The sequence below is a fragment of the Pseudomonas syringae pv. cilantro genome (assembly GCF_001293775.1).
Lineage (GTDB): Bacteria > Pseudomonadota > Gammaproteobacteria > Pseudomonadales > Pseudomonadaceae > Aquipseudomonas > Aquipseudomonas syringae_P.
In genome coordinates this window covers 180,816-201,184 of sequence record NZ_LGLN01000032.1, presented here as the reverse complement: position 1 = coordinate 201,184, position 20,369 = coordinate 180,816, and the positions used below count along the sequence as shown (strand labels likewise).

19 protein-coding genes, 1 pseudogene and 1 riboswitch are annotated in these 20,369 nt (G+C 60.8%); of the genes and pseudogenes, 5 read left to right on the top strand and 15 right to left on the bottom strand.

Annotated features, from left to right (window positions below; genetic code table 11):
- Positions 1–201: pseudogene (locus ABJ99_RS29005) on the bottom strand (hypothetical protein); the annotation flags it as partial.
- On the opposite strand from ABJ99_RS29005, the gene ABJ99_RS06400 reads away from it, so the two are divergent.
- Positions 194–688 (top strand): GNAT family N-acetyltransferase, encoded by a 495-nt coding sequence (locus ABJ99_RS06400; RefSeq protein WP_054085095.1) that lies wholly within the window; start codon positions 194–196, stop codon positions 686–688. The pseudogene ABJ99_RS29005 and the gene ABJ99_RS06400 sit on opposite strands and share 8 nt — an antisense overlap.
- 45 nt (positions 689–733) lie before the next feature.
- Here the strand turns inward: ABJ99_RS06400 and ABJ99_RS06395 are convergent, their stop codons facing one another.
- The 5 genes from ABJ99_RS06395 to ABJ99_RS06375 all read right to left on the bottom strand — a co-directional run bounded on the left by ABJ99_RS06395 (position 734) and on the right by ABJ99_RS06375 (position 6,728).
- Positions 734–2,740 carry a peptidase U32 family protein gene (locus ABJ99_RS06395; RefSeq protein WP_054085094.1) on the bottom strand — a complete coding sequence of 669 codons (2,007 nt, stop codon included), beginning with the start codon at positions 2,738–2,740 and terminating at the stop codon, positions 734–736.
- Between the two features lie 106 nt (positions 2,741–2,846).
- Positions 2,847–3,638 carry an ABC transporter ATP-binding protein gene (locus tag ABJ99_RS06390; RefSeq protein WP_054085093.1) on the bottom strand — a complete coding sequence of 264 codons (792 nt, stop codon included), beginning with the start codon at positions 3,636–3,638 and terminating at the stop codon, positions 2,847–2,849.
- Complete coding sequence (locus ABJ99_RS06385) at positions 3,635–4,657, bottom strand: FecCD family ABC transporter permease (protein ID WP_054085092.1); 1,023 nt, start codon at positions 4,655–4,657, stop codon at positions 3,635–3,637. Before ABJ99_RS06385 ends, ABJ99_RS06390 begins: the two co-directional genes overlap by 4 nt.
- The gene (locus tag ABJ99_RS06380; protein WP_054085091.1) at positions 4,654–5,667 is read right to left on the bottom strand and encodes an ABC transporter substrate-binding protein; all 1,014 of its coding nucleotides are present in this window, start codon (positions 5,665–5,667) and stop codon (positions 4,654–4,656) included. The genes ABJ99_RS06385 and ABJ99_RS06380 overlap by 4 nt, the downstream gene beginning before the upstream one ends.
- A 130-nt stretch (positions 5,668–5,797) precedes the next feature.
- A riboswitch (cobalamin riboswitch) is annotated at positions 5,798–5,997 on the bottom strand.
- A gap of 11 nt (positions 5,998–6,008) precedes the next feature.
- Positions 6,009–6,728: a FadR/GntR family transcriptional regulator gene (locus ABJ99_RS06375; RefSeq protein WP_054085090.1), complete on the bottom strand. Its 720-nt coding sequence runs from the start codon at positions 6,726–6,728 to the stop codon at positions 6,009–6,011.
- Positions 6,729–6,836: 108 nt separating this feature from the next.
- On the opposite strand from ABJ99_RS06375, the gene ABJ99_RS06370 reads away from it, so the two are divergent.
- Positions 6,837–7,571, top strand: a complete 735-nt coding sequence (locus ABJ99_RS06370) for a FadR/GntR family transcriptional regulator (RefSeq protein WP_054085089.1) — start codon at positions 6,837–6,839, stop codon at positions 7,569–7,571.
- 102 nt (positions 7,572–7,673) lie between these two features.
- On the opposite strand, the gene ABJ99_RS06365 is transcribed toward ABJ99_RS06370, so the two are convergent.
- The 7 genes from ABJ99_RS06365 to ABJ99_RS06335 all read right to left on the bottom strand — a co-directional run bounded on the left by ABJ99_RS06365 (position 7,674) and on the right by ABJ99_RS06335 (position 15,040).
- Complete coding sequence (locus ABJ99_RS06365; RefSeq protein ID WP_054085088.1) at positions 7,674–8,396, bottom strand: oligogalacturonate-specific porin KdgM family protein; 723 nt, start codon at positions 8,394–8,396, stop codon at positions 7,674–7,676.
- 133 nt (positions 8,397–8,529) lie between these two features.
- Positions 8,530–9,294 carry an ABC transporter ATP-binding protein gene (locus ABJ99_RS06360; RefSeq protein ID WP_054085087.1) on the bottom strand — a complete coding sequence of 255 codons (765 nt, stop codon included), beginning with the start codon at positions 9,292–9,294 and terminating at the stop codon, positions 8,530–8,532.
- Between the two features lie 10 nt (positions 9,295–9,304).
- Positions 9,305–10,144 carry an ABC transporter ATP-binding protein gene (locus ABJ99_RS06355; protein ID WP_054085204.1) on the bottom strand — a complete coding sequence of 280 codons (840 nt, stop codon included), beginning with the start codon at positions 10,142–10,144 and terminating at the stop codon, positions 9,305–9,307.
- A gap of 50 nt (positions 10,145–10,194) precedes the next feature.
- Entirely contained in the window at positions 10,195–11,100 is a 906-nt protein-coding gene (locus ABJ99_RS06350) for an ABC transporter permease (protein WP_054085086.1), read from the bottom strand.
- On the bottom strand, positions 11,100–12,137 hold the full coding sequence (locus ABJ99_RS06345; protein WP_054085085.1) for an ABC transporter permease: 1,038 nt from the start codon (positions 12,135–12,137) through the stop codon (positions 11,100–11,102). Before ABJ99_RS06345 ends, ABJ99_RS06350 begins: the two co-directional genes overlap by 1 nt.
- A 40-nt stretch (positions 12,138–12,177) precedes the next feature.
- Positions 12,178–13,800 (bottom strand): ABC transporter substrate-binding protein, encoded by a 1,623-nt coding sequence (locus tag ABJ99_RS06340; protein ID WP_054085084.1) that lies wholly within the window; start codon positions 13,798–13,800, stop codon positions 12,178–12,180.
- A gap of 85 nt (positions 13,801–13,885) precedes the next feature.
- Positions 13,886–15,040 carry a mandelate racemase family protein gene (locus tag ABJ99_RS06335; RefSeq protein WP_054085083.1) on the bottom strand — a complete coding sequence of 385 codons (1,155 nt, stop codon included), beginning with the start codon at positions 15,038–15,040 and terminating at the stop codon, positions 13,886–13,888.
- A gap of 669 nt (positions 15,041–15,709) precedes the next feature.
- On the opposite strand from ABJ99_RS06335, the gene pmrG reads away from it, so the two are divergent.
- The 3 genes from pmrG to ABJ99_RS06320 are packed head-to-tail and all read left to right on the top strand — an operon-like array spanning position 15,710 to position 17,981.
- A complete protein-coding gene (gene pmrG, locus ABJ99_RS06330; RefSeq protein ID WP_054085082.1) occupies positions 15,710–16,408 on the top strand; it encodes a lipopolysaccharide core heptose(II)-phosphate phosphatase PmrG in 699 nt (232 codons plus the stop codon).
- The gene (locus tag ABJ99_RS06325) at positions 16,408–17,274 is read left to right on the top strand and encodes a phosphatase PAP2 family protein (RefSeq protein ID WP_054085081.1); all 867 of its coding nucleotides are present in this window, start codon (positions 16,408–16,410) and stop codon (positions 17,272–17,274) included. Before pmrG ends, ABJ99_RS06325 begins: the two co-directional genes overlap by 1 nt.
- Before the next feature lie 32 nt (positions 17,275–17,306).
- On the top strand, positions 17,307–17,981 hold the full coding sequence (locus ABJ99_RS06320) for a response regulator transcription factor (protein ID WP_054085080.1): 675 nt from the start codon (positions 17,307–17,309) through the stop codon (positions 17,979–17,981).
- Positions 17,982–17,988: 7 nt separating this feature from the next.
- On the opposite strand, the gene ABJ99_RS06315 is transcribed toward ABJ99_RS06320, so the two are convergent.
- A complete protein-coding gene (locus ABJ99_RS06315) occupies positions 17,989–19,026 on the bottom strand; it encodes an AraC family transcriptional regulator (protein ID WP_054085079.1) in 1,038 nt (345 codons plus the stop codon).
- Between the two features lie 9 nt (positions 19,027–19,035).
- Positions 19,036–19,950: a GGDEF domain-containing protein gene (locus ABJ99_RS06310; protein ID WP_054085078.1), complete on the bottom strand. Its 915-nt coding sequence runs from the start codon at positions 19,948–19,950 to the stop codon at positions 19,036–19,038.
- Positions 19,951–20,369 lie beyond the last annotated feature (419 nt).

Sequence of the window (20,369 nt, the reverse complement as noted above, 5' to 3'; positions counted from 1 at the left end):
CGAGGGGCGAAAAGGTGCCTTGAGCCGAAAACAAATATCACTGACATCGCAGAACCGCTGTGTGACGCTCCGCCTCACCGATCTGCGCCGCACGATAATCAATGGCGCGAGCACCTGCACCACAGCCAGCCAGTTCACCCATGCCTGGCGCAACATTTGTATTACTCTGCGATCCTCAGCCAAGTCAGTTGCCATGAACATTACTATCACCGAAGTAAAACCCGCCGACATCCTGCAAACCGTCGACTTTGTCATGCGTGCCCGTGCCGAGATATTTCCGTTGCTCGACACCGTCACCGTTCCGCCCGATCTGGCCGGTTTCGAGCAGGTTTACCTGAATGGCAAGGACGGAAAGTTTCTGATTGCCCGCCGTGACGAGCACATCATCGCTGCCGTTGGCTACCTGCCCTACGACCATCGCTTCCCGCAGCTGGACTACACAGGCCGCAGAACTGTCGAGATCGTGCGCCTGTACGTCACGCCGGAATTTCGCGGTGATGGCCTGGCCAGCCGGCTGTGTCAGGCGCTTTGGGTGCATGCCGATGCAAGTGATATCGAGGTTTTGTACCTGCACACCCACCCGTTTCTGCCCGGCGCCATTCGTTTCTGGGAAAAGCAGGGCTTTGCCGTGACCGATATAGAAAGCGATCCGGTGTGGAATACGACGCATATGGAACGGGTGCTGTAGAAAGGGCGTCGGGGGCGGGCAGCGAGCCAGCCCCCTGGCGCAAGATCAGCGCGGATGACGCTGGCGGGCGGTCTTGAGCAGGTCTTCCGGCGTGATGTGGCCGACCACCGACTTGGCCGCAGCGCTGCCGGGCAACGGCAGGTCGAGGATGTGGCCTTTCATCTTGCCGATCACGTGCATTTCACACGGCTTGCAGTCGAATTTCAGGGTCAGTACTTCATCGCCCTGCACCAGTTGCATCGGCGCGACCCTGGTACGCACGCCGGTCACGCCTTTGGCTTGTTTCGGGCACAGATTGAACGAGAAACGCAGGCAGTGCTTGGTGATCATCACCGGCACTTCGCCGGTTTCCTCATGCGCTTCGTAAGCCGCATCGATCAACTGCACGCCGTGGCGATGGTAAAAATCGCGAGCCTTCTGGTTGTAGACATTGGCCAGAAAAGACAGGTGCGACTCAGGGTAAACCGGCGGCGGGGTGGTTTCAGGCTTGCGTCCACCGCGCGGGTGGGCCTGGATACGCGCTTCGGTCAACGCCTCGATGGCATCGCGGCGCAGCGTCTTGAGCTGCGAGTTCGGCACGAAAAACGCCTGAGGCGCATCCAGTCTGACGTCCTGAGCGTGATAAATCGTGGTGCCCAGTTGGCTGAGCAGATCACGCAACTGGTCCAGCGCCTGCTCGGGCTTGTTGGCGGCACCGAACGGGCCGTCCAGCCCGACCGTCACGCTCACGCCTTCTTCACTGGTCGCGATCAGGCTCAAGTGATCTTCACGCAGCGTAACCTGCCATTGAATGCCGATGCGGCGCTCGGCTGAGGTCTTGAGCAGCGCTTGCTGCCAGTTGTGGTCCAGGTTGCGGTTCAGCGGATGGTTGGGGCGCACACGGGAGAGGGCGGCCGGCATTTCGTTAGGCTCTACGCGATAGCGCCAGCGCTTTTGACCATCCTCCTCGAATTCGCCTTTCAGCTCGGCGATGTTGGCCCGGAAGCCCACCACTTCACGCTTGATCTGTACGTTGAGGCCGTCACCGTTGGATAGCGGTTCGTGGGTGACGGCGATCAGATCGCGTTTGCCGAGTTTTTCGACGGTGCCGACTGCCAGGCCGGTAAAGGTTGGCGTATCGAACGCGCCGATGTCGATTTTGCGGTCGCTGACAAAGTAATCGGTGCTGCCCCGGTGAAAGGTCTTCTCCGGATCGGGCACGAAGAAATGCGCGGTACGGCCGCTGGAAGCACGGGCCAGATCCGGGCGGTCTTCAAGGATCTCGTCCAGCTGCTGACGGTAATAGGCGGTAATGTTTTTAACGTAACCTGCGTCCTTGTAGCGACCTTCAATCTTGAACGAGCGCACGCCCGCATCTACCAGGTCGCGCAGGTTGGCGCTCTGGTTGTTGTCCTTCATCGACAGCAGGTGTTTTTCGAAAGCGACGACACGGCCCTGATCATCCTTGAGCGTGTAGGGCAGGCGGCAGGCCTGCGAGCAGTCGCCACGGTTGGCGCTACGGCCGTTTTGCGCGTGGGAAATGTTGCACTGCCCGGAAAACGCCACACACAGCGCACCATGAATAAAGAACTCGATGGTCGCATCGGTCTCACGAGCGATTTCACGAATTTCCTGCAGGTTCAGCTCGCGGGCCAGCACCAGTTGCGAGAAGCCGGCCTGATCGAGAAACTTCGCCCGGCCCAGCGTACGAATATCGGTCTGCGTGCTGGCGTGCAGTTCGATGGGCGGAATGTCCAGCTCCATGACCCCGAGGTCCTGCACGATCAGTGCATCGACGCCCGCGTCGTAGAGCTGATGGATCAGCTTGCGGGCGGGTTCCAGCTCGTCGTCATGCAGGATGGTGTTGATCGTGGTGAAAATCCGCGCGTGGTAGCGGTGGGCGAATTTCACCAGTTCGGCGATATCGCTGACCTCGTTGCAGGCGTTGTGTCGCGCACCAAAACTCGGCCCGCCGATGTAAACCGCGTCGGCGCCATGCAGGATGGCTTCACGGGCGATGGTCACGTCCCGGGCAGGGCTGAGCAGTTCCAGGTGGTGCTTGGGTAACGACATGGCAACGGGATCCGGCGGCGAGCAAAGCGCGCATTGTAGTGCGCCGCGCGGCGCGGCGCACCTGTTGCCGGTTTGCGCAGGTTATGGACTGACCACCGGCGCAACCTCAGCGTGAGCGCAGACGCAGGATTTTCGCGCCATCAAAAGGATCGGTCAGCCAGTGTGCGACGACGCCGAAGGTGCTCAGCAGGCGTTCCGGCGTCAGCACCTCGACCGGCGTGCCCAGCGCCACCAGTCGGCCTTTTTCCATGACCGCCACCCGGTCGCAATCCAGCGCCTGATTCAGGTCGTGCAGGGCAATTACCGTGGTCACCGGCAAGGCCCTTACCAGACCGAGGATGGTCAGTTGATGCTGGATATCCAGATGGTTGGTCGGCTCGTCCAGCAGCAGGATTTTTGGCCGTTGTGCCAGCGCCCTGGCGATGTGCACACGTTGCCGCTCGCCACCAGACAGGGTGTGCCAGGCGCGTTTCTGCATGTGCAACATGTCTACGTCCAGCAAGGCCTGACGCACGATGGCGTCGTCATTCGCGCTCCACGGCTCCAGCGCCGATAGCCAGGGCGTGCGGCCCAGTTCGACGGCGTCCAGTACGGTCACCGCGTCGCTGGTTTCGGCCTGCTGTTCGACCACCGCCAGCAGGCGCGCCACGTCTCTGCGGCTCATGGCGGCTAGTGGCTGTTCGCCCAGCCTGACCGCGCCTTTGCCCGGTTTCTGAATGCCGGCCAGCAGCTTGAGCAAAGTGGATTTGCCCGATCCGTTGGGGCCGACCACCGCGAGTGTCTCGCCCGTGGCGATGCTGAGGTTGACATCACTCAGCAGCGCAGTGCCACGCACCGAATACCCCAGCCCGGAGCAACCGAGTACGGGTGAACCGAGCGACTGCGGAAAGGCGTTCATCGCGTGCTGTTGCCCCGGATAAGAATCAATGCGAAGACTGGTGCGCCGATCAGCGCAGTAATCACCCCGATCGGCAGCGCCTGACCTTTGATCATCGTGCGCGAGAGGATATCCGCAGCAATCAGAAACAGCGCGCCACTCAGTGCGCTGAGCGGCACCAGCCGTGCGTGACGTACGCCGACCAGCATGCGTACCGCGTGCGGAATCACCAGCCCGACAAAACCGATGGAGCCGACAATCGAGACCATGACCGCCGTCACCAGCGCGGCGGTGGCGATCAGGATGATCTGCACACGTCGCACTGCAATGCCGAGCGAGGCGGCCGAGTCGCTGCCGAAGGTGAAGGCATCCAGCGCGCGTCGGTACCACAGGCAAACGAACAGACCCGCCAGCGCCGTCGGCACCGCCAGCCACACCGAATGCCAGCGCACTCCGCTGAGGTTGCCCAGCAACCAGAACATGATGCCGCGGGCCTGCTCGGAACTGGCGGATTTGGTGATCATGAACGAGGTCAGCGCGTTGAACAGCTGTGAACCGGCGATCCCCGCCAGAATGATCTGCACGGATGCGGTGGTGCCCCGTGATGAATGCGCGAGCAGGGCCACCAGCGAAAACGCCGCCACGGCCCCGGCGAACGCGCCAGCCGACATGGAAATCGCCCCCGCGCCAAAACCCAGAATGGCCACCAGCACCGCGCCGGTCGAGGCCCCGGCGGAAATCCCCAGCAGGTACGGGTCTGCCAGCGGATTGCGCAACAACGATTGCAGGACCACGCCGCAGATCGCCAGCCCGGCTCCGCAGGCTGCCGCGACGATGGCGCGGGTCAGCCGGTAGTTCCAGACGATGCCTTCGTCGATAGGGTCGAGCACATAACCGGCCGCCCAGAGTTTGTTGGCCAGCACCTGAAAGACCACTTGCAGGCTGATCGATGTTTCACCGATCGCCGCGCCGATCATGATCGCCAGCACCAGAATGGCTGCAACCCACAGCAGGTGGCCAAGCGCTACAGGCCATCTCATCGGGCGGCGTTGAAACGGTTGGCGGCGTCGGCCAGTTCTTCGAACCCGGTAAACAGGCGCAGGCCGGCCTGCATGCCCTCGGCGTCGATGATCACGATCCGGTCATGCTTGACCGCGTCCATGTTGCGCGTCACCGGGTCGCTCTTGAGGAAGGCGATCTTCTTCAGGTAGTCGTCGGCCGGAAAGCGGCGACGGTCCATGCGTGCAATCACCAGAATGCTCGGGTTGGCCTTGGCAATGGTTTCCCAGCCCACTGTTGGCCATTCTTCGTCGGATTGCACGATATTGCGCATGCCCAGGCTGTTGAGCATGAAGTCCGGAATGCCTTTGCGGCCCGCAACAAACGGGTCGCTGGCGATCTCGGAGCTGGAAAACCAGAACAGCGCAGACACGTCGTTGGCTTTGTTCTGCTTGACGTTGGCAATCGCTGCGCTCAGGCGCGTTTTCAGCTGCGCGACCAATGCGTCGCCGCGATCCTGCACATCGAAAATCTGTGCCAGCTGTTCGATGCTCTTGTAGATGGTCTCGATGCGAAACGGCTCCAGACGCGTGCCATCGGCACCGACCAGGTTGTCTTTGCCCTCGCAATCGGACGGCAGGATATAGGTCGGGATTTTCAGATCATGGAACTGCTCGCGGGTGCCCACCGCGCCCTGTTTGCCGACCATCCATTCCAGTTGCACGACTACCAGCTCTGGGCGCTTGCCGATCACCGCTTCGAAGCCGGGCTCGTTATCGGCCAGGCGCTCGACCTTGTCGTTCTGCGCCTTGAAGCGTGGCAGCACGTTGTTGAACCACAGCGAGGTGCCGACCAGCTTGTCGCCCAACCCCAGTTCATAGAGCATTTCAGTGCCCGCCTGGCCAATGGTTACGGCCTTGGTCGGCGCATGGGCAAAGGTCAGGGTCGAGCCGCAGTTTTCCACGGTCAGCGGATACTGGGTCGGCGCGGCAAACGTCAGGGTCGACAGGGTCAGGCAGGCGGCGAGGGCGGCAAGGCGGGGCAGCGACATGAAATGCGGTCTCCATTGGAGCAGGTGCCAAGGCGCAATGCACATCAGGAAACACATCCCCGGCAGATGGCCCGGCACGACAAAAAATGCCGACGCGTGCGGATGTCCTTCCCGGACACCCCGCCGGTTAGTGGGTTGAATCAGGTCGGCAGGTCTCCTGACTGGCATGTCATCGCCTCGCTCCGGCCTTCCCGGATCTGAATCCAGTGGCAGTCATGGAGCAGGCTCGATGCCTACAGTTGCGGGGGCAGTTTCGTTTTGACCCTGTTGAGACAAGGCGTGCGAATTCCCTGTTAGTTCCTCTCGGAAACCGACGGCCGGCATGGTAAACGATAAGGGTTTTAGTGGCTAATGCTTTGCGTGCGCAGCAGGCTGTTGGTCAGATGCAGGCGCATCGCGGCGCGTGCCGCATCCCGGTCCTGGCGAGCGATGGCGTCGAAAATCTGCTCTTGCTCACGTTGTTGAGCTTCCGGATCATCTTCGGCGTGTATCAATGTGATATTGCCGAAGCCACTGCGCGTGCGCGGCAGAATGCTGCTGCCCAACTGGCTCATGACGTCGGTGAAAAAGCTGTTGGCGGTGCACAGCGAGATCTGCCGGTGGAATTCGAAATCGGCTTGCAGGGTGTCTTCGCCGAGGCGTGCGCAACGATGTAATTCATCGAGGGCCTGACGAATCGCCTCCAGTTGCCCAGGCGTGCGGCGTTGCGCGGCGAGTGCGGCGGATTCGGGCTCAAGGCTCAGACGCAGTTCGATGATCGGCGCTGCGTCGCCGGGTGTGCCGATGGCGGGGGTGTCCTGCGGTGAACTCCCGGTCTGTGAGGCGTCGACCACGAACGTGCCGATGCCATGCCGGGTTTCGACCAGGCCCTCGGCCTGCAAGCGCGACATCGCCTCGCGCACCACCGTGCGGCTGACCCCGGTTTCACGGATGATCACCTGCTCGGTGGGCAGCTTTTCGCCACTGCGCAGCTCACCTTCGCGAATCCTGCGCGAGAATTCGGCGACCAGTTGCTGGGTCAGGCTGGAACGGCGGCCTTTGGGGGCGGAAGGTTGTTCCATGGCAGGGTGATCGGTCCGTTTAGGGTGGCTGAGTATAACTGTACTCAGAACCTGTTTTGTGTCGGTATCGCAGCCTATACTCGCGTATCGGACAGAACTGAGGCTGCAATGCCGTACAACGCGCTTTCTTCGCAAAAGAACCACCGACGCCTGGCGGAAACCCTGGTTGACCGATTTGCCCAGCGCATGCGTGACGGTGTGCTTCAGCGCGGCGAAAAACTGCCTTCCGAGCTGCACATTATGGAAGCCGAAGGCGTCAGCCGCACGGTGGTCCGGGATGCCTTGTCGCGGATGCAGGCTGCGGGGTTGGTGGAAACCCGCCACGGGGTAGGGACGTTTGTCCTCGACATGCCGCCGCCCGAGGGGTTTTCCGTCGGCCCGGCGACCATCGCTACCGTGTCCGAGGTGCTGAACCTGCTGGAGTTTCGTTTGAGCCTTGAGGTCGAAGCGGCCGGTCTTGCCGCCCTGCGCCGCAGCCCGGAAGCGCTGCTGGAGCTCAAACGGGCTTTCGATGCGTTGCTCGAAGGGCCGCAGAAGTCCGGGACGACGATCAACGCCGACTTTCAGTTTCACCTCAAGATCGCCAAAGCGTCTGGTAATGCCTACCTGATCGACATCATGAAACACCTGGGCACCAAATTGATCCCGCGTACCCGCATGAATTCGGCCTACACCGGGCAAAGCGACCGCAACGCCTACCTGGCCGGAATCAACGCCGAGCACCGGCAAATCTACAACGCCATTGCCGAAGGCAACGTCGACGCCGCGCGCTCGGCCATGTACCTGCACCTCAACGGCAGCCGCATGCGCTTGCGCCGTACGCAGGCGTTGTATAGCGACTGAACAATTCAAGAGCGGACGCAGAGCGTCGTACGATAATTGAGATTATCGTTCCGCACGCCAGCGTGGGAATGCCTGTCGTGACGTTCCGCGTCGCCATCTGCGCTACAAAAAGTTGTACTGCACGCCCACTCTTAATCTCAGCTGGCGCTTGTCATCTTCCGAATCGACCTTGATGTCGCCCACTTCGAAGAACGGCACCCAGCGCTTGTCCCATCTGTATTTGAAGGCTGCGTTCTGCTCGTAGTCGGTTTTGCCGTTGTCGTAGCGGATGTAATCGGCATCGAAGTAGGTGAACTGGTATTCGTATGTCCACGGCCCTTTGCTGGCGTAGTTGACCCAGACGTCGTAACGATTGATCGACTGGTCGTCCATCTGGTTGTCGGGCATCTGGTGATTGACCTTGTCGCGGTCCAGCTTGATCGAGTCGTAGCGATAACGACCGGAGACGCTCAACTGGTCATTCACTTTGTAACCCAGCTTGAGGCCCATTTTGTAGGCTGTGGATTTCTCGATGCTTTCCAGCGCCAGCGACGGGGTGAGCGTCCATTTTTCATCGAGCCGGTGTTGGTAGCTGGCCGTCAGTTCGTGGCCGTTGCCGACAGTGTTGTCGAACGCCACGTCCTGTCGGTCGCCTGCGGTCTTGTACTTGAGTTCACCTTCAAAGCCCCAGCCGCTGTCCAGACGGGTGCCGAATTTGACCCGGTCGGCGTGCATGCGCGTGCTTTCCGCGTACTGATGGCGGTAGTTGATGTAGGCGCTGTCGGCATGGGTCCATGCGCAAGGCAGCAGGGCGGCAAAAGCGAGCAGGGCGAGTGATTTTTTCATTTTTTTATTCTTGTTGATTGAGGTTCTGGGTGTGTTGAAGCAAATCGCGGGCAGCCGGATCCTGTGGCCTTTTCGGCCAGGGATCAGCATGTCGGCAGGGGCGGGTTTCAGCTGTCGCCAGCCGGGAGAAGGGTTATCCTGTCGGGCGCAGGTCCATGTCGCGACTGGCCTGGATCAGCATGCGCGAATACTCATGTCGGGCCTGGTCGTTGACCAGCTGGCTGCTGTCGAGTGTTTCCAGCACTTGGCCCTGTTGCATGACCGCCACCCGGTCACACAGATGCGCCACCACGCCGAGGTCGTGGGTCACCATCAGGTAGGTCAGGCCTTGCTGACGGCGCAGATCGGACAGCAGGTTGAGGATTTCGGCCTGCACCGAAACATCCAGCGCCGAGGTCGGTTCGTCGAGCAACAGCACGCGCGGTTCGAGAATCAGCGCGCGTGCAATCGCGACGCGCTGGCGCTGGCCGCCAGACAACTGATGCGGATACCTGAACCGAAAGCTCTCATTGAGGCCGACCTTGTTCAGCACCTCGCAGACGCGCCGTTCACGCTCGCCGATCTTGTGAATGCTCAGCGGCTCCTTGAGGGCAGCGTCGATGGTGTGGCGCGGGTGCAGCGAGGCATACGGGTCCTGAAAGACCATCTGCACGGTGCGGTAATGGCTGGCGTCGAGCTTGCGCTGTACCGCCTGGCCAGCAACGCTCAAGGCGCCGGTCCAGTGATGATATTGCCCGGCCAGGCAGCGCAGCACGGTGGTCTTGCCCGAGCCGGACTCACCGACCAGCCCGAACGACTGGCCTTGCTCGACCTGCAGGTTGACGTCCCTGAGCACGTGGTTCAGCGCGCTGCCCGTACCGAAACTCAGGTTCAGTGAATCGACGGTGATCATTGCCATGGGAGCATTCTCAGTGAGTGAGCCAGAGAGGATCGCGCTGCAAAACCGGCAGGCTGGCGCGGGGACGGTCAAGGCTGGGCAGGGCGGCGAGCAGGCCCTGGGTGTACGGGTGGCACGCCTGATCCAGCTCGTTGGCGTTCAGCGATTCCACCACCCGCCCGGCGTACATCACCAGCACCCGGTCGCAGAAGTGGCGCACCATCGTCAGGTCGTGACTGATGAAAATCAGGCCCAGATCGCGCTCGCTGACCAGTTCTTCGAGGACGTTGAGCACTTGACGCCGCACCGATACGTCCAGCGCAGATGTCGGCTCGTCGGCGATGATGACTTGCGGATCGGTGATGACCATCATGGCGATCATGATCCGTTGGCCCATGCCGCCGGAGACTTCGTGGGGGTACAGCTCGTAGACCCGTGCCGGTTCGCGAATGTGCACCTTGGCGAGCATGTCCAGCGTGCGCTCGCGGGCTTCTCTTTTCGACACGCGGTGATGCGCCAGGTAGGCTTCGGCGATCTGTTCGCCGACCTTGATCACCGGGTTCAGCGAGTATTTCGGGTCTTGCATGATCATCGACATGCGTCGGCCACGAATGCCCTGCATCTGTTTTTCGCTGCAGTCGAGCAGGTCGACATCGCCGAAGCGCAGGGTTTTCGCGGTTACTCTGGCCGTTGCCGGGTGCAGGCGCAGCAGGCTGCGGCCGACCGTGGATTTGCCCGAACCCGATTCGCCGACAATCGCCAGCTTTTCCCGACCCAGCGTGAACGATACATCGCGGACCGCTGCCGTGGTCTTGCCCGCATGATTGAATTCGACCCGCAGATCTTCCACCGCAAGCTTTATCGGTGGCATGGCTGTTTTTGACATGGCTGTAAGCTCCTTTTCTTGTTATTCGATGTCTGTCATTCGCTACGCGGGTCGAGCACATCGCGCAGGCCGTCGCCCAGCAGGTTGAAGGCCAGGCTGACCAGCATGATGGTTGCGCCGGGTGCTGCGACCAGCCACCAGCTTTCCAGCATGTAGCGTCGGCCGCTGGAAATCATCGCGCCCCATTCCGGCAGCGGTGCCTGTGCGCCGAGGCCGAGAAAGCCCAGTGCGGCGGCAGTGAGGATGATGCTGGCCATGTTCATGGTCAGGCGGATGATCACCGAGGACAGGCACATCGGAATGATGTGGCGGCCGATCACCCGCATCGCCGAGGCGCCTTGCAGCTTCACCGCCACAACGAAATCGGCGTTGCGCAGCGACAGGGTTTCGGCTCTTGCGAGACGCGCAATCGGTGGCCAGGCGGTCAGGGCGATGGCGATGACTGCGTGCTCCAGACCCGGACCTAGGGCTGCAATGAAGGCCAGCGCGAGCACCAGGCTCGGGAACGAGATGAAGATGTCGGTAATGCGCATGAACAGGCTGTCGACCCAGCCACCGAAATAGCCGGAAACAGTGCCGATCAACAGGCCGATGGGGCCGACGATCACCGTTACGAGCATCACGATGTACAGCGTGATGCGCGAGCCGTACACCAGCCGGCTGAACACGTCGCGGCCGTATTCATCGGTGCCGAACCAGTGTTGCGCGCCCGGCATGTGCAGCGCGGCGGACAGGTCCTGGGCGAGCGGGTCATGGGTGGCGATCCACGGCGCGAACAGGGCGACGATCATCAATGTACTGATCACGATCAGGCCCGCGAGGGTCATCGGGTTGCGCAACAGAAAACGCATCAGACGCGCGGCGCTGGCGGTGAACGCCGCGAAACTTGATTGCGGGGCCTGGACCATCGGTTTGACGCTGCTTGCAATAGAAGTAGTCATCAGCGGGTTCTCGGGTCGAAGACTTTATAAAGTGCGTCACTGATCTGGTTGAGGATCACGAAGATCAGACCGATCAGCAGCACGCAGGCCATCACCGCATTCATGTCACCGAGCAGCAGGCTGCTGGTCAGGTACTGGCCGAAACCGGGCCAGGCGAAAACGGTTTCGATCAGCACCGCGCCTTCCAGCAGACCGCCGTAGGCGAGGGCAACGATGGTCAGCAGCTGTACGCGGATGTTGCGGAACGCATGGCCCCAGACGATGCGTCGCTGCGAGAGGCCCTTTACCCGCGCGGTGATGATGTACTCCTGCGACAGCTGCTCGAGCATGAAACTGCGCGTCATGCGGCTGATGTAGGCCACCGAATTGAAACTGAGGATCACCGCGGGCAACAGGATGTGGCGCAGTGCACTGCGAAAGGCGTCCCAGTCTCCGGACAGCGCGGTGTCGATCAGCAGCAGGCCGGTGCGGGTTTCGATCAGGCCGTCGTAGGCCAGACCGATGCGGCCAACCCCGCCCGCCCAGCCCAGCCAGGCGTAGAACACCAGAAACGCCATCATGCCCAGCCAGAAGATCGGCGTGGAGTAGCCGAACAGGGTGATGACCCGTGCGATGTGGTCGCCGCTGCGGCCTTGATGCGTGGCGGCGTAAACGCCCAGCGGCAGGCCGATGAGCACGCCGAACAGAATCGCCAGCGTGGCCAGTTCCAGGGTGGCCGGGAACACCCGGGCGATGTCTTCGATGACCGGATGCCCGGTCAGCAGCGCCTTGCCCAGATCGCCGTGCAGCAGGTCGCTGAGGTACATCACGAACTGTGTGGTCAGCGGTTTGTCCAGCCCCAGCTCCTGATACGCCTGAGCGTAGGCGGCTGCGTCGGCGTCCGGGCCGACGATGGCCAGCACCGGGTCCAGCGGCATGACCCGACCGATAAAGAAAGTGAGCAACAGCAGGCCGAACAGGGTCGCCGCCACTGATCCGCTGCGACGGGTGCCATGGGCGACCCGACTGCTCCAAAATGAAATCGATGCACTCGACATGGTTATTCCTGCCTTGGCTTGAGCGATTGAACGCATGGGTTCAGCGTTGCTTGTAGACGTCACGCAGGCGCGTGGTCGCGGCGCTGTGGCCTGCGTATTCCTGAACATCGGCGTGGATGACCACTTCGTCGGTCATCTGCGAAACCGGCATGATCGGGCCTGCTTTCTGGTCGTAGAGCGTCTGGATGCGCTGGTAATCGGCCAGTTGCTGACGTGCGTCGCGCTCGCGCTCGGCCTGCTCGATCAACTGGTTGATCTCGGCGCTGTAGAACGAGGTACGCCAGCCCTGAAAGTTGCTCAATCGGGCTTCTTCGCGGTTGTCCGGGTTGTAGATCAGCGCCCGCAGGCTGGAGTGTGGATGACGTTCGGCACCGCCGCCGCCTCGCCCGACCAGAATGTCGAAACGCCGGTCGCGCATGGCGCCGTAGATCTGGTTGCCGGTGCCGGTAATGATCGACGCCTGAATACCCGCCTGGGCGAGGGTCGATTGCAGGCTGGTGGCGATGTTGATGAACGGCGAGTCGGTCAGCGAGCGGATAGTGATCTTGAAGCCGTTCGGGTGCCCGGCTTCGGCCAGCAGTTGCCTGGCTTTGGCGACGTTGAGCGTGTAGCCCGGATCATCGAGCCTGGCCGCCAGCCCCAGTTGCAGCGGGCGCTGATTGATCACGCCATAATGCGGCATGATGACGTCGTTGATGCCCTGATAATCGATCAGTGCGCGAATCGCCTGACGCACGCGGATGTCCTGAAACAGTGGCTGCTCCATGCTCAGCGCGACGTAATACAGCGTGCCGCGCGGAATGGTCTGCACGCTGACATCTTTGGAGCGGGTCAGGGCCTGAATGTCGCTGGCCGCCATGCCGCGCGCCACGTCCAGATCGCCGCGCTCGACCATCAGGCGCAGGGCCTGGGACTCAGTCATGTTGCGCATGATGACCCGACGCATCTTCGCCGGGCCGCGCCAGTACGAGTCGAAGCGGCTCATCAGGATCACGTCGTTGGCGCGCCAGATGTCCAGTTTGAACGCCCCGGAGCCCGCCGCATGGGTGGTTAGCCAGCCTGCGCCCAGATCATCGCCCTTGGCGTGTTGCAACGCGGTCAGGCGGTCGATGACAAACGCACTGGGCGAAGTTGCCAGGGTGTTGAGCACCAGCATCGGATCGGTGGCTTTGGGCAGGTCGAGCACAAAGATTGAAGGTCCCTCGGCGCGCATCAGTTCGCTGACGTTGTTTGCGGTGTAGCCATAAGCTTTCCAGGTCGAGGCCAGCGCCTTGTTGAGTGTGACCACGCGTTGCAGCGACCAGGCGACATCCTGGGCGGTGAGGGGATTGCCGGAGTGAAAGGTCACGCCCGGACGCAGATGAAACGTCAGGCGCATGCGGTCTGGACTGACTTCCCAGCGCTCTGCCAGTGCCGGAACCAGTTGGTCGGGGCGTGCGGCATCCTGTTCCAGCAGCATGTCGTAGAGGTTGGCGTTGACTTCGGACACTTCAAGGCCGGTAGCACCCGCCGGGTCGAGCGACAGCAGGTTGATCATGCTCATGCCGATCACCAGTTGATCGACCGGTGTTTCGCCACGCGCCATGGCGGGCGGGGTGTGCGTGAGCGTCGCCGTCAGGGCGAGGCATAGCAGCCAGGGCAGGCGCTGGGGCCAGAGCTTCATGGAGGCAGTCCTTTTTTATATTTATAAGACGCTATATCGAGACGCCGAATGAGGCGTTCTCGGTGTTCCCTTGCGGTACTGCCCGTCAGTAACGGTGTTCGGTGTGAGTCTCGATATAGCTGAAGTTGATGTCTTCGCCCAGTCCCGGTTGCTCGGAAAGGTGCACGAAGCCGTCGCTGTCCATCGGATCGACCTGCGTATTGAGGTAGGCGGGCACATCGTCGTAATCGAGAAACGGGTGCAGCAAGCCGCGCTCGTACCAGCGGCAGTTGCTGATGGCACCGACTACGGCCAGGTTTGCAGCGCCGTTGCCATGAACTTCGCAATCCATGCCGAACGACTCGGCCAGATGCGCAACTTTCAGGCACGGTCCGATACCTCCGACGCCGGCCACGCCGGCACGCAGAATGTCGCAGGACTTGTTGGCCACCCAACTGGCGCGACTGTGGTATTTGCCGGCGATGCTCTCCGGGCCGAGCACCGGAATATCCAGATTGGCCGCCAGCCAGGCATAGGATTCAGCGGAGTCTTCCATCATGGGCTCTTCGAACCAGGCGAAGTCGAGCTTTTGCAGTTCGCGACCGATGTACAGCGCATCGGTGCGGCTGTACCAGTGGTAGCCGTCGAGCATCAGCGCGATGTCCGGGCCGACTGCTTCACGGACGGCGGCGCAGGCCTGAACATCCATGCGCGGGTTGGGGGCAAAGGAAATCGGTGGCATCCAGGTGTGCAATTTGATGCCCCTGTAGCCGCGCTGCACCAGCTTCTCGGCAAACTGCCCGTATTCATCCGGGGTGGACAGCCCTCCGGTCAGGTCGTCGCCGCACATGGTCGAGCCGTAGGCCAGTACCTTGTCACGGTAACCGCCCAACAGTTGATGAACCGGCAGTTTGAGCGCCCGCCCGGCCAGATCCCACAGCGCTTGCTCCACCAGCGCAAGTGCACGGTCAGTGAACTGGCTGGCGCTGCCACGTTGCCAATGAGCCAGTTCCTGCCAGATCTTTTCGCGGTTCATCGGGTTCTGCCCGATCAGCACTTTCTTGACGAACGACTCGATGATGTGCGGACGAATCAGCTCAGGCGGACCAAAGGAAAACCCTTCGCTGCCGTCGTCACAAGCGATGCGCAGCATGCCCATCCTGACCGGTTTTTCCTCGCCGGGATGCGCATGCCCGGCGCTGTCCGCAGCGCGGCGCGAAGGAAAGGAAAAAACGTCGACACAGACCGAGATGATTTTCATGGTGACCTTCATGGATATTATTGTTATCAGGTTTTATTAGTATGTCGTCATACAACATAGGGGCGATTATTTGCAGTCTTGTAGGACGAAGTCAATGGTCGTGTGACGACTATTTTCAGTATTCATAGGGGTTATAGGCGGCTATGCTTGATTTAGAGCTGTTTATAAATGGACACGTCTTACAATGATCGCGCTTAAGTCGTTATACCTTTTGTGATTTCGACAATCCACGTGCCAATGCGTTGGCATGCAGACCGCAAGTCTGCGCTACGCGGCCTACTTAAGCCCGGACGCAGAGCGTCCAGANCCGGAAACGGAGCCAAGGGGTTTGGTTACTTTGGCCCCATCAAAGTAACTCGCCGAGGGGCGAAAAGGTGCCTTGAGCCGACCCCCTATTTTTCTGACATCGCGGGCCGTGTGACGCGGAGCATCGGCAGTACTCTCTGGAAAACGCTTAAATTATCTTCATGTTCAAGCCAATAATTCACATAAGCCATTGTTTTAATTAGGCTTATAGAAAGCCACTGCGCCTTGCCTGCAACACCTTTTTCACATCTTCTTCACCGCGTCAGCACCATGCTGAACCTATGTTGAGTCCATGGGGGCGGTAACGACTTCGGGAATCTTCCAGGTCGGCGCCACAGACAGGCTCAGCGTAGGAGTGATCACTTGGCTGACATGCTAATCAACAACAAGAATCTGCCTGCCGAATCCGGCACTCACCGGCGCTTCAAGCTTCATCAGAACATCGTATCAATCTCCGTCGCCGTGACATTGACGGCGATTTGCGCGTGGTTTTTCACCGCATTCTCAAGCGTCCATGTAGTGGACCTCGGCGCTGGAGACAGCCTGAAAGTATCGGGCCTGCGCGACCAATGGCTGCGTGGTGACGTGGTGGTGATGATTCGGCACGCCGAACGCTGCGACCGCTCGACCAACCCATGCATGGCCAGCGCCGAAGGCATCACCTCCAAAGGCCGCGACGCGGCGCTGGCGGTCGGCGCGGGGTTGCAGAAAATGGGCCTGAGCCACGCCCGGATGCTCGCCAGTCCCAAGGTCCGCACACAACAGACCGCAGAACTCGTGGCCGGGCATGCAGTACCGACCCAGGCGTGGGTCAATGATTGCGACAGCGGTTTCATGACTGCGGTGCAGGCTCACAAAGTCGGCGGTGAAAATCTGATACTGATCACCCACAGCGGCTGCATCGACCAGTTCGAGCGCAAGCTCGGTGTGCCAGGCGGCGAGCGCTCCAGCGAATACGCCGAAGCGTTTTTCGTGCAGGTGGATGGCAGCCACCGGCCGAAAGTACTCGGCTCCCTGAACGTCGAACAATGGGCAAACCTCAACAGCGAGCAATTCAATTGATGACATCCAACCACGCCAGATTGCGGTTCTACGGCGCCAATCTGGGTTTACCCGTGTTTTTTGCGTTACTGGTATTTGTGACATTCGATTTGACCGATCTCGACCGGCAATTGAGCGACCTGCTGTTTGACTCGGCAGCCGGGGTGTTCCCGATCGGGCACGTTCGTCTGTTCGAAACCATCACCCACAAATGGGCGCGGATCATCCCTGATCTGACCGGTGAGCTGGCAATCATCGGCGCGATTGCTTCGTTTGTCTGGCCTCTTCTGGAGCGGCGTCGTGACTCGGGCCTGACCCGGCTGGTCATACGCGCCCGGCTTGAAACCCCGTTGCGGTTCGCGCGCAGGCATCGTCTCGATTTCTTTTTCGTGACCGTCGCCTTTGCAGTGAGCACCGGCATGATTCATTACCTGAAAAGCCACACCAGCGTGTACTGCCCGGTCGAAACCACCTTGTACGGCGGTCCTCAGGCGCATATCGAATGGTTCAGGAATTTCAACCTGTTGCATGAAGCCGGTGCCGGAAGATGCTGGCCGGGCGGCCATGCGTCGGGCGCCTTCAGCCTGCTGGCTCTGTATTTCGTCGCCCGACGCTACTGCTGGAAGCATTCGAAGGTGCTGTTGGCGGGAATAATGTTGCTGGGCATGATCTATGGCACGACGCGGGTGCTGCAAGGCTGGCATTTTATGTCGCACACGTTCTGGGCTGGCATCGTCGTGTGGCTGAGTACGCTGCTGGTTGCCTTGTGCTTTTATGGCCGGTCGAGGTTGCAACGGCCGATACAGGCGGCACGCCCGGCCCTGACGTCCAGGCAGCCTGATGCACGGGTGGTTCGGGCTGCCGATTCAGCGACTACAGTTTCTTGATCGGCCGGTTGGAACAACAAGAAGGCGCAGCAATGAACATTCTGGTGATTGAAGACCACCGTGATATCCACGACAACCTGCTGGAATTTTTCGAACTCAGGGGCCATGCCGTGGAGGGCGCGCTGGATGGCCTGAGCGGCCTGCACCTGGCGGCGTCAAAACGCTTCGACGCGATCATTCTCGACATCATGCTGCCAGGCATCGACGGCAACCAGATCTGCCGAAGCCTGCGTCAGTATTCGAAGTCGGAAGTGGCCATTGTGATGCTCAGCGCGCGCGATGAACTGGATGATCGTCTGATCGGCTTCAAAGTGGGCGCCGATGACTACATCACCAAGCCCTTCGCGATGTCCGAAGTGCTGGCCCGGGTCGAAGCGGTGGTGAGCCGGCGTCAGCCGAGGAATAACCGCGTCATGATGGTCGCCGACCTGCAGTTCGACCTCGATACCCTTGAAATAACCCGTAACCGCAGGCCATTGAAGCTCAACCCGACCAACATGAAACTGCTCGAATTATTGATGCGCAAAAGCCCGCATATCGTGAAGCGTAGCGAGCTGGAAGAAGTGCTCTGGGGGCGTGACGCGCCGAACAGCAGCAGCCTGCGCAGTAACATTCACATGCTCAGGCGCGCGCTCGACGGCGAGCATGAAACACCGCTGTTGCACACCGCTCACGGGCTTGGCTACAAATTGTGCGTGCAGCGCTGACACTGACTCAATCGAAATTGAACAAGCGCTGGATCAGCGTCGGTGTGCTGCCGGTCCAGCGCTTGAATGAGCGGCGGAAGTTGGCCGGGTCACTGAACTTCAGGTAATCGGCCACGGCCTCGTTACTCATCCCCTTGATCTGATACAGGTACAGCGCCACGTGCTTGCGCGCCAGGTCGTGCTGGGCCTGAAAACTGGTGCCGTGTTTTTGTAACTTGCGCTTGAGCGTGGCCGGGCTCATGGCGAAGGCCTGCGCGACCTGATCGAGGCCGATGGCGTTACGCACGTGATGACGCAGATGGCCGTGCAAGCGGTCGAGCAGGCTGGCGTGCATACCCAATGCAGCCAGTTGCTCTGCCGCTTCCTGCCGGGCAACCTGCGCGGCAATCGGCGATGCGCCCGGCCACGGATGGGTAAGGTAATGCCTGGGCAGGCGCATCATGTCCAGCGGGCGGCCGAATGCCGTGTTTTCACCCAGATGCACCCAGTATTGCTCGACGTAACGCGGCTCCTCGTGACAGAAGCTGCACTCCCACGGCAGGCGTTCGCCGCCTAATTGCTGACTCATCGCAACCAGCGCGGTCATGCTGGCCTCGAGCAGGAAACGGTGTTGTTCGCCCGCGCCGCAGTTGTCTAGCCAGTAAAGATAGGCGTAGTGCTCGTCCAGTTCCAGGCGTGGTGTGAGCAGCGGGCTGAGCAAGGCGTGCTGACGGATCAGAATCTCCAGCGCCTGATGCAGATTCTGTGCATGACGCAACGCATGGCTGGCTGCGCCGTAGTGGCCGGGAAACAGCCGCTGGCCGAACAGGAAACTCGTGTCATCGGCTTCCATCTGGCGTTGCGCGTTGGCGATCAGGGCAAAGCATTGTTGCGGGCTGAGTCGCGTCTTGCCGGCCACGATGTCTTCGTAGAACAGGCTGGTGCCTTTCAGCAGGCGATGGCTGTCGATACCGCGTGACAGCGCCAGGTCAATCAGCGTGGCAGGCTGGTAGTGGCCGGGAATGAAGCGGCTGTCGTTCTCGTACCAGTCACTCTTGATGGTCACGGCAGGCGCTCAGGCAGTGCGCGTCAGCGGGCGGCGAGTGCGGGCCAGCGACAGGTTCAGACGGCGCAGGAGGTTGTCCGGCGTTTCGTTGAGCGCCATCACCACCGCCACGCTGGCTGACAGATGAATGCGTTCACCTTGCTGCCGGGTCTTGTGCGCGAGGCTGGCGACGGCCTGCTGCAGTTCCAGGGCCAGCAACCTGGCCTGGCTCTCGCCGGTGTTGGGCAACAGCACCACAAACCGGTCACCGGCCAGACGGCAGAGCAGGTCTTGACGGCGCAGGTTGAGCACCAGCAGATGGCTGATGGCGGACAGCACTTCATCACCTTCGCTGTGGCCGTAGGCGTGGTTGATGGCCCTGAACTCATCGATATCCAGCGCCAGCAGCGACAACGGCTGCTGCTCGCAGACGCTTTGCTCCATGCCCACCACCAATTGGCGTTTCAGGTAATCGGCGCTGCCCAGCGGGGTCAGCTTGTCGTACAGCCGGTGCTCACGAAAGCCGCGCTCGCGTTTCTCCATCTGCGCGCTGATCGCCAGTTGTTCGCGGTGCCAGTGGTAGATCCCGATGGTCAGCAGGATCAGTCCGACCGGCATCGGTCCGGACTCAAGCCAGTGATCCCATTCGATCTCGGCCGGCAGGCGAATGAACTCGTCCAGCGCGTCGATCCACCACGAAAAAAACACACAACTCAGGCCCACCGACAGGTAATTGGTCACCCGACCGGCAGGACGGCTTTTGAACACCAGAAACAGCCAGACCAGCGACAGCAGCGCAGAACCGCCTTCGCCGACGATATCCAGCCACTTCCATTCGCTGACATATTTGATATCGCCAAACGCCAGAAACGCCAGCAGCCCCAGGTTGGAAGCGATCAGCAACACAGCGAGTTTCCAGCGATGAGGTTGGATGATCCTGAACATGGAAAGACGGCTCCTGATGTGCTGATTGTCGGCCAGCAGAACAGATGCACATGACACTTGGGTGACGGGTCACACGAATGACGCGAGGTCGAATCAGCTCACGTGTGTTGCAGGTTTTTTATGCGGGCCTTACCCATCGTTGTCTTTCACTGCAACTCTGGCTCGCGCTAATGCCGCGAAGAGTTTTGCGTCACGTAGCAGCTGCTGCACGACGTCATGCCTTGCGCCCAATCACTGCACATAAAAGAAAGCGCTTTTTTCATCGCGCTGGCACTGACGACGCANGCTGTGTGACGCGGAGCGTCACGAACTGCATCCCCACGCTAAGCGTGAGGAACGAGGGTCAGCAGTCAGCCAGATGCGCGTTCCTCAATCCGACCTTCCACTCTAGCCATGCCTGAAAGTCAAATCAGCTCATT

Coding starts and splice junctions, on each gene's coding strand:
- ABJ99_RS06370 (WP_054085089.1), top strand. CDS start 6,837: ATGCCGTACAACGCGCTTTCTTCGCAAAAGAACCACCGACGCCTGGCG.
- ABJ99_RS06320 (WP_054085080.1), top strand. CDS start 17,307: ATGAACATTCTGGTGATTGAAGACCACCGTGATATCCACGACAACCTG.
- ABJ99_RS06360 (WP_054085087.1), bottom strand. CDS start 9,294: ATGGCAATGATCACCGTCGATTCACTGAACCTGAGTTTCGGTACGGGC.
- ABJ99_RS06380 (WP_054085091.1), bottom strand. CDS start 5,667: ATGTCGCTGCCCCGCCTTGCCGCCCTCGCCGCCTGCCTGACCCTGTCG.
- ABJ99_RS06350 (WP_054085086.1), bottom strand. CDS start 11,100: ATGACTACTTCTATTGCAAGCAGCGTCAAACCGATGGTCCAGGCCCCG.
- ABJ99_RS06340 (WP_054085084.1), bottom strand. CDS start 13,800: ATGAAGCTCTGGCCCCAGCGCCTGCCCTGGCTGCTATGCCTCGCCCTG.
- ABJ99_RS06395 (WP_054085094.1), bottom strand. CDS start 2,740: ATGTCGTTACCCAAGCACCACCTGGAACTGCTCAGCCCTGCCCGGGAC.
- ABJ99_RS06325 (WP_054085081.1), top strand. CDS start 16,408: ATGACATCCAACCACGCCAGATTGCGGTTCTACGGCGCCAATCTGGGT.
- ABJ99_RS06355 (WP_054085204.1), bottom strand. CDS start 10,144: ATGCCACCGATAAAGCTTGCGGTGGAAGATCTGCGGGTCGAATTCAAT.
- ABJ99_RS06310 (WP_054085078.1), bottom strand. CDS start 19,950: ATGTTCAGGATCATCCAACCTCATCGCTGGAAACTCGCTGTGTTGCTG.
- ABJ99_RS06400 (WP_054085095.1), top strand. CDS start 194: ATGAACATTACTATCACCGAAGTAAAACCCGCCGACATCCTGCAAACC.
- ABJ99_RS06335 (WP_054085083.1), bottom strand. CDS start 15,040: ATGAAAATCATCTCGGTCTGTGTCGACGTTTTTTCCTTTCCTTCGCGC.
- ABJ99_RS06375 (WP_054085090.1), bottom strand. CDS start 6,728: ATGGAACAACCTTCCGCCCCCAAAGGCCGCCGTTCCAGCCTGACCCAG.
- ABJ99_RS06385 (WP_054085092.1), bottom strand. CDS start 4,657: ATGAGATGGCCTGTAGCGCTTGGCCACCTGCTGTGGGTTGCAGCCATT.
- ABJ99_RS06345 (WP_054085085.1), bottom strand. CDS start 12,137: ATGTCGAGTGCATCGATTTCATTTTGGAGCAGTCGGGTCGCCCATGGC.
- ABJ99_RS06365 (WP_054085088.1), bottom strand. CDS start 8,396: ATGAAAAAATCACTCGCCCTGCTCGCTTTTGCCGCCCTGCTGCCTTGC.
- ABJ99_RS06390 (WP_054085093.1), bottom strand. CDS start 3,638: ATGAACGCCTTTCCGCAGTCGCTCGGTTCACCCGTACTCGGTTGCTCC.